This window comes from Streptomyces boluensis, from assembly GCF_009908195.1.
In the GTDB taxonomy this organism is placed as follows: domain Bacteria; phylum Actinomycetota; class Actinomycetes; order Streptomycetales; family Streptomycetaceae; genus Streptomyces; species Streptomyces boluensis.
Genome location: NZ_JAAAHS010000364.1, coordinates 1 through 7769 on the forward strand (window position 1 = coordinate 1; position 7769 = coordinate 7769).

Below are 7769 nucleotides of genomic sequence, written 5' to 3' on the forward strand. Positions count from 1 at the left end.
GGCCCGGCGTTGGGGCTCGGGTGCAGCGACGCATCCGAGCGCCACGCCCGCACGGCAGCGCGAGGAGACCCCCCGGAGAGCACCGCGAGCACCGCGGTCAGCCGCGCCCCGGCCCACCCGGCGACATCGTCGAGCCGCGCGGAGGCCCAGCCGTACCGTCGGTAGCGCGGTGACTTGTGGCCGACCATCGCGTCCAGGGTGTTCACGGCGCGGAACGCGACGAGGCCCGGCACACCGCCGACCGCACCCCAGACCAGGGCGCCGACCACCGCGTCCGAGGTGTTCTCGGCGACGGACTCGACGACGGCACGCGCGATCCCGTCCGCGTCGAGCGCGGCAGGGTCGCGGCCGCACAGGTGCGGGAGGCGTTCACGGGCGGTGTCGACATCATCCGCCGCGAGCGCGTCGCCGATCGCGCGGGCCTCACGGCCGAGCGAAGTCCCGCCCACCACGGCCCAGGTGGCGGCGGCGGTCAGGGCGACGGAGGCGGCGGGGGAGCGGCGCACGGCGGCGGCGGACAGCGCGGCGGCGCCCACCGCGCCGCCGACGCAGACGGCGGTGTGCAGCGCGCCCCAGCCGCGGTGGTCACGCCAGAGGGTCCGTTCAACGGCGCCCGCGGCACGGCCGAAAGCGGCGACCGGATGGCCTCGGCGGGGATCGCCGAGCAGCAGGTCGCCGAGCAGGCCGGCGGCAGCGCCGTACGCGAAGACGCGATCGGCTCGCACGCGCTCAGACCGCCGTCACGCCTCGACGGAACGGGGCAGAGCAGACATATGACGTACCGGTGGTACGGGACGTACTCGGTGGGCCGGAGAGATCCGAACGGCAGCCGCGCATGGCGTAGTTGTCCTCACTCAGGGTCCGCGCCCTGGTTCGACGTGCACGGCGGCGAGAGTTCCTGGCTCTCCGGGTTCCGTGAACTCGCTGTTCTGTGAACGCGCTGTTCCGCGAACTCCGGTGACAGTGGCGGGACCGCGCCGGATTCGCACCGGCTTCCTCTCCATGCCGCCGTATTGGCCTCGGCAGTCCACCATGGCGGGCGAGGCCCGTCAACTCCGCCTTGACCTGCGGTTCAGGAGTGTGCGGAGGCACACAGAGAACCGCCCCGCCGGGGCCCTCGGAAGGGCCTCGGCGGGGCGGTTCGACGCGCGTGCGGCAGCCGCTGTGGCGGCGGCCGTCAGGCGACGATCAGGTAGATCCCGTACGCCACCGCGGCGGCGCAGAGAGCGAAGCAGGCGTACGCGCCGGAGCGGGCGAGCGGCGCGGTGCCGCCCTGCGCGGTGGCCGCCTCCTGCTTGGAGAGGCCGACGACGCCGAGGGTGAACAGTCCCACCAGGGCGACCGTCGCCACGAGGCTGACGCCGAAGACGGAGCCGAGCGCCGCCCAGTCGATGTCGATCATGCGTGTTCCTTAGCTCGCTGGTCCGGGCGCCGGATCAGACGGTCGCACCGGCGGGCCGCGCGGGGTCCGCGACGGCGCCGGCCTTGGCCGGGAGGGTGGGCTTGACGTCCAGTTCCGCTTCCTCGTTCGCGGTGCCGGCCGGGGGCGGGGTGACGGCGGCGATGGCGGTGGTCACGACGCCCGCGGGCTCCGGGTCCACCGGGGTGCCGGCGTCTTCGTCGGCGACGACGTTGTTGTGGTCGACGACCTGGCGGCGCGAGATCAGCCAGATCGCGGCGCACGAGGCGACCAGGAAGACGGCGACGGCGGCGATGCCCCAGTCGCCCTGGCGGGCCACGAACTCGGCACCGGCGGCGACGAGTCCGGCGGCCGGCAGGGTCAGACCCCACGCGACGAACATCCGGGTCGCGGTCGACCAGCGCACCACACCGCCCTTGCGGCCGAGGCCCGAGCCCATGACGGCGCCGGAGCAGGAGTGCGTGGTGGAGAGCGAGAAGCCCAGGTTGGACGAGGACAGGATGACCGCGGCCGCGGAGGTCTGGGCGGCGAAGCCCTGCTGCGGCTGCAGGTCGGTGAGGCCCTTGCCCATGGTGCGGATGATGCGCCAGCCACCGAGGTAGGTGCCGAGGGCGATGGCCGTACCGGCGGAGACGATGACCCAGACCGGCGGGTTCGAGCCCGGCGCCAGGGCGCCACCGGCGACCAGGGCGAGGGTGATGATGCCCATCGTCTTCTGCGCGTCGTTGGTGCCGTGCGCGAGCGAGACAAGACCGGCGGAGGCGATCTGCCCGGCCTTGTAGCCCTTGGCGCTCGACTGCTCGCCGACGTTCTTGCCGAGCTTGTACGTCAGCCTCGCGGCGAGGAACGCGGCGATACCGGCGACCAGCGGCGCGGCGACCGCGGGGATCAGGACCTTGGTGACGACGACGCCGCCGTCGACGCCGCTGACGCCGATGGAGGCGATGGTCGCGCCGATCAGACCACCCATGAGGGCGTGCGAGGAGCTGGAGGGCAGGCCGACCAGCCAGGTGAGCAGGTTCCAGAGGATGGCTCCGACCAGCGCCGCAAGGATCACTTCGGGCTGGATGCCGTCCTCTCTGACCAGTCCGCTGGAGATCGTCTTGGCGACCTCGATGGACAGGAAGGCTCCGACAAGATTCAGCACGGCGGACATGGCCACCGCAGCCTTGGGCTTCATAGCGCCGGTCGAGATGGTCGTCGCCATCGCGTTGGCGGTGTCGTGGAAACCGTTCGTGAAATCGAACACGAGGGCTGTCACGATCACGATCGCGAGCAGCAGCGTGATGTGTTCCATTTACCCAGGCAATCGCTCGACGTCATTGGCTCGTGGAACGTAGGCAACCTGGGTGAACGGAAAGTGAACTGAGGCAGGCCGCGCGGTGACCCGGTTGGGTGGCTAGTGGGCGAGCATCTGGCAGGGCGCGTTCCGCGGCGCGCGCGACCCGGCTGCACGCCCCTGAAACCGGGCCTGGGAACGGGTTTTCGGGCACTCGTCGGAGGAGCGCGCGAACCCGGGCGGCGATCCGGAGGAGAGCTTGATCACCCGGAGCCGCAGCCCCTGCCCGACACCCCTTCTGGACACCTCTCCTGGGCACCTCTCCGTACGGCAGCCGACCGTAGCGCCACGGCCACAGCGCGTGGCCCCTGGCAGGATCGCCGCATGACGGAACGGACGAGCGGCGCACGGCAGTTGGCGGCGGCCTGGGCGGACCTGGTGGCGACCGCCCGCAGGACCGCCGCCGAAGGCCTGGTCGTCGGCACCTCGGGCAATGTGTCGGTACGCGTCGGCGAGCTGGTCCTGATCACCCCGAGCGGCGTCCCGTACCACCGGCTCGGCCCCGACGACACGGTCGCCGTCGACCTCGAAGGCCGCCAGGTCGTCGGCACCCTGAAGCCGACCAGCGAACTCCCGCTGCACCTCGCTGCGTACCGGGCCACTCCGGCCGCCGCGGTCGTCCACACCCACGCCCTGCACGCCACGGCGGTCTCCACGCTGGTCCCGGAGCTGCCGCCGGTCCACTACATGGCCGCGGACCTCGGCGGCCCGGTCCGCGTCGCCCCGTACGCCCTCTTCGGAACGCCCGAACTCGCCGAGGGCATGCTCCGTGCCCTGCGCGGGCGCACCGCCTGCCTGCTCCAGAACCACGGCGCGGTCAGCTACGGCGACACCCTCGACCAGGCCTACGACCGCACCGCCCAGCTGGAGTGGATGTGCCGCCTCTGGCTCACCGCGCACGCCGTCCCCGGCCACACCCCGAGCGTCCTCTCCCCGGTCGAGCTCGCGGCGGCGGGCGAGCAGCTGAGGGGGTACGGGCAGGGGCGCTGAGCGCTCTCCGGCAGGCGCGGCGGGCGGCACGCGCCAAGTGCCGGTGAGTGGCGCACGCCGAGTGCCGGTGAGTGGCGCACGCCGGGTGCCGACGGGCGGCGCACGCCGAGTGGCCCGACCTCCGCTCCGCGTCGACACTGGACCGCATGCGCCCCGTATCGGCCGCCGCCGCGGCCCTCACCGCCGTCCTCGGTGCCGGTGCCGCCGCCGTCGCGGCCGGGAGGTACGCCAGCGACGTCGCGCTCAAGGCGCCCCCGGGCCGCCCGCTGCCCGGCGACCCCCGCCTCACCGTGCACGCCACCACCGCCGACCGCATCACCCTGACCCGCGCCCTCGCCTCGCTGCGCCCCGGCACGTACGGCCTCGGCGGCGCCGGCAGCCACGCGATCGTCGGCCCGGTGCTCGACGGCACCTCCCGAGCCGCCGACACCGTCGTCCGCCGGCTCGACCGCGTCACCCACGGCACCCTCGACCCCGGCGCCCGGGTCCGGCTCACCCCGCAGGTGCACATCGGCAACCCGCGCGACGCCCTCGGCCTCGACCACGCCGACGTCGACGTGCCCGGCGAGCTGGGCGGACTGCCCGCCTGGTTCGTGCCCGCCGACCGGGACACCTGGGTCATCGCCGTGCACGGACTCGGCACCACCCGGGAGCACCCGATGGTGGTCATGGACTTCCTGCACCGGCTCCAGCTGCCCGTGCTCGACCTCGCCTACCGCGGCGACCTCGGCGCCCCGCGCGCGCCCGACGGCATCGGCCACCTCGGCGAGACAGAGTGGCGCGACCTGGACGCCGCGATCCGCTACGCCGTCCGCTACGGCGCCGAACGCGTCGTCCTGTACGGCTGGTCCACCGGCGCCACCATGGCGCTGCGCGCGGCCGCCCGCTCGGCGCTGCGCGACCGCGTCGCCGGACTCGTCCTCGACTCACCGGTGCTCGACTGGGAGGTCACCCTTCGCGCCCTCGCCTCCGCCCGCCGCACCCCGTCGGCGCTGCTTCCGCTCGCGGTCCGCGCCGCCCAGGGCCGCGCCGGGCTCCGCGACCACTTCCCCGAGGCCGGCGACGCCGGCACCCTCCGCGTCCCCACCCTGCTCATGCACGGCCCGGACGACACCCTCGCGCCCTGGGGCCCCTCCCGTGAACTCGCCGCCCGCCGCCCGGACTTGGTCACCCTGCACACGGTCCCGGACGCCCCGCACGCCGCGATGTGGAACAGGGACCCCGCCCGCTACGAGGAGAGCCTGCGCCGGTTCCTCACTCCGCTTATGTGAGAGCGGGACCCGTAGCTCCGTGGCAACAGGGGCCATAGCGGGCACACCGCCCGTACTCGGTGCTCAACTCGGGATTCCGTTTGGGCTTTCGAGCCCCGAGCGGGAAGACTGCCCCCGTGACGTCCCGTACCCCGCGCGACTCCAGGCTCCGCATCGTCCGCCCCCGCACGCTCGCCACCGCCCCACGGGCCGTGACCGAGCGGCGCACACGGCGTCCCGCGCCGCGCCCTCCCGAGGGCACCCCCGCACCCGCCGTGCTCGCCCGGATGGCACGCGCCGGGCTCGCGGGCGCGGCCAGGATCGCCCGCTGGGCCGACGCCGCGCCCGGCCGTGACAGCACCCGCGCCGGCTGCGGCGGCACCCTGACCGACGACGCCGCCGAACGCGCCGCCGCCGATCTGGACCTGACCCCGCACCAGGCCCGCGCCGACTGGGACACCGCCCGCCTGGCCGGCCTGGTCGAGGTGCACGGCGGCGCCGCCCGCCCCGGCTGGCGGCTGCGCGCCTGGGACCGCGACGACTCCGCGGTGCTGCGCGGCTGGGTCGCACTGTTCGACGCCTGGTCCCTTGCGCACCCGGCGCCCGCCGCGCTCGCCCCCGCCGCCGTGGCCGAGGTCGTCGAGGCGATGCCGCAGGTGCTCTCCCTGCTCCAGCTGTCCGCGGGCCCCGTCCCCGTACCGCAGCTGCTCGACCTGCTCGGCCAGCGCGTCACCGAACTCCGCGACGAGCGCTGCGAGATCCCCTTCGGCCCGCAGCCCGAACCGGTGTCCGTGCCCGGCACCGCGCTGCCCCCGCTGCTCGACTGGGCCCTCGACGGCCTCGCCGCGGTCGGCGCGCTCACCCTCGCCGACGGCCACGCCACCCTTACGCCGCTGGGCAGTTGGGCGGTCTGGGTCAAGCTGGAGCAGATCATCGTCGCCGCGCAGAGCCCCGCGGGGAACATCGAGCACGCCGCCGAGGAGATGCTCCGCGGCTGCGCCCGGCTGCGGCCGAACGCCGCCCGCGCCGAGTACCGCGCCTGGCTCGCCGCCCGCCCGATCGGCAGCGCCGTCACCGAACTCCTGGAGGCCGCCCGCGGCGACGACGCGCTGCTGCGCGGCCTCGCCTTCGAGGCGCTCCGCGTCGTCGGCGCCCCCGCCGAACCGGATGTCAGGGCCGCCGCCGACGAACCCCCGCTGCGCCCCTACGTCCTGATGTGGCTCGCCGAGCACGAGGGCGCCGACCCGGAGGACGTGCACACCGCCCTCACCCGCCAGGAGTCGACCTGGCTGTGGGTGGACACCGCCGCGGCGGTCGCCGACCACGGCGAGTCCGAACTCCTCGTGCGCCACCTGGAGTCGGCGGTCCAGCCCTCCGTGCCGAGCCTTCTGCGGGAGGTACGCGCGGTGGGGCACCCCCGCACCGTGCAGGTCCTGGTCGCCCTGGCCGCCGCCCACCCGGACCCGGCACTCGCCAAGGCGGTCCGCCGCGCCGCCTTCCAGGTCCACACCGGCGGCGCCTGACCCGCTCGACGACGTACGGCCACGGGCTCAGCGGAACGTGTTGCACCGCGCCATGTCGCCCGAGCGGAAGCCCTGGTAGAACCACTGCTGCCGCTGCTGCGCCGAGCCGTGCGTCCAGGACTCCGGGGTCACCCGGCCCTGGAACCTCTCCTGGATCCGGTCGTCGCCGACCGCCGCCGCCGCGTCCAGGCCGTCCCGGATGTCGGCGTCGGTCAGCTCGGTGATGAGCGGCCTGCCGGTACGCGGGTCGGGCGTCCGCGTCGCCTGCCGCGCCCACACACCGGCGTAGCAGTCGGCCTGCAGCTCGACCTTCACGGCGTTGCTGTTCGCGCCGGTGCGCCCGTCCTGCGAGCGCTGCAGCGTGCCCATCTGGTTCTGCACGTGATGCCCGTACTCGTGCGCCACCACGTAAGCCTCCGCGAACGGCCCGCCGCTGGAGCCGAACTTGGACCGCAGCTCGTCGAAGAAGCCCAGGTCCAGGTAGACCCTGCGGTCACCGGGGCAGTAGAACGGCCCGACCGCCGACGTGGCGTTCCCGCAGGCCGTGCCCACCCGGCTGGTGAACAGCACCGTCTGGGCGTCGCCGTAGCGGGCGTCGCGGCGCTGGAACTCCTGGCTCCAGAAGTCCTGGACGCTGTTGACCACCGCGACGGTGCGGCAGTCCGCCTTGCTGTTGGCGTCCCGCCCGGTCCGGCACGACTCCTGCACCTGGGACGCGCTCGACGCGGACACGGCGGGCTCGTCGCTGTCGGAAGCCAGACCCAGGCTGTCCGGGCCGACCCCGAAGAACAGGCCGAGGAACAACGCGATCAGGCCCGCGATGCCACCGCCGACGGTCGCCTTGCCGCCGGGGATCCGGCTGCCGCGCACGTCCCGTACCTCGGACGTGTCCAGACCGGCGTCGTCGTCGAACTGCATGGGTGCACCACCCTCTGCTCCGCTGTGCCGCATCGAGAGCGGCCACCCGCCGCTCCTCGCGCCGAGTATCTGCCAGTTCATCCCGCTCTGCCCCTCGGGTACGGCGGGCACGGAGCGGACCCGCGAGGCCGAACGGGGGACCGCCCCCGCCGCGGCCGACGTGTCGCCCCGGCTGCCGGGACCCGCCCCCGCGACGCGACTACGCTCTGCGCCTGATCCGCGGGCGAGCGGGCGGACCAGCCGCACCGAAGGGGGAAGCGTGACCGCACTGACACCGGAGCGGGCCACCCGAGGAGCCCGGCGCGGACCCGCCGTCCCGACCCCGCCAC

Annotated in this window: 7 protein-coding genes and 1 riboswitch; of the genes, 3 read left to right on the forward strand and 4 right to left on the reverse strand. The window is 74.5% G+C overall.

Features of this window, described 5'->3' with window-relative positions:
• From GUY60_RS30800 to GUY60_RS30810, 3 genes are all read right to left on the reverse strand, one after another.
• A partial coding sequence (locus GUY60_RS30800) for a CobD/CbiB family cobalamin biosynthesis protein (protein WP_161703767.1) occupies positions 1 to 725 on the reverse strand: 725 nt, incomplete at its 3' end.
• Between the two features lie 145 nt (positions 726 to 870).
• Positions 871 to 1025: riboswitch (cobalamin riboswitch) on the reverse strand.
• 152 nt (positions 1026 to 1177) lie between these two features.
• A complete protein-coding gene (locus tag GUY60_RS30805; protein ID WP_161703777.1) occupies positions 1178 to 1399 on the reverse strand; it encodes a hypothetical protein in 222 nt (73 codons plus the stop codon).
• Positions 1400 to 1436: 37 nt separating this feature from the next.
• The gene (locus GUY60_RS30810) at positions 1437 to 2717 is read right to left on the reverse strand and encodes an inorganic phosphate transporter (protein WP_161703769.1); all 1281 of its coding nucleotides are present in this window, start codon (positions 2715 to 2717) and stop codon (positions 1437 to 1439) included.
• A 366-nt stretch (positions 2718 to 3083) separates the two neighbouring features.
• On the opposite strand from GUY60_RS30810, the gene GUY60_RS30815 reads away from it, so the two are divergent.
• From GUY60_RS30815 to GUY60_RS30825, 3 genes are all read left to right on the forward strand, one after another.
• A complete protein-coding gene (locus GUY60_RS30815) occupies positions 3084 to 3749 on the forward strand; it encodes a class II aldolase/adducin family protein (RefSeq protein ID WP_161703771.1) in 666 nt (221 codons plus the stop codon).
• A 146-nt stretch (positions 3750 to 3895) separates the two neighbouring features.
• On the forward strand, positions 3896 to 5020 hold the full coding sequence (locus GUY60_RS30820; protein WP_161703773.1) for an alpha/beta hydrolase: 1125 nt from the start codon (positions 3896 to 3898) through the stop codon (positions 5018 to 5020).
• A gap of 116 nt (positions 5021 to 5136) precedes the next feature.
• Positions 5137 to 6522 (forward strand): hypothetical protein, encoded by a 1386-nt coding sequence (locus GUY60_RS30825; protein WP_187370171.1) that lies wholly within the window; start codon positions 5137 to 5139, stop codon positions 6520 to 6522.
• A gap of 27 nt (positions 6523 to 6549) precedes the next feature.
• Here GUY60_RS30825 and ypfJ read toward each other — a convergent pair whose 3' ends face one another.
• Entirely contained in the window at positions 6550 to 7440 is an 891-nt protein-coding gene (gene ypfJ, locus GUY60_RS30830; RefSeq protein ID WP_161703775.1) for a KPN_02809 family neutral zinc metallopeptidase, read from the reverse strand.
• Positions 7441 to 7769 lie beyond the last annotated feature (329 nt).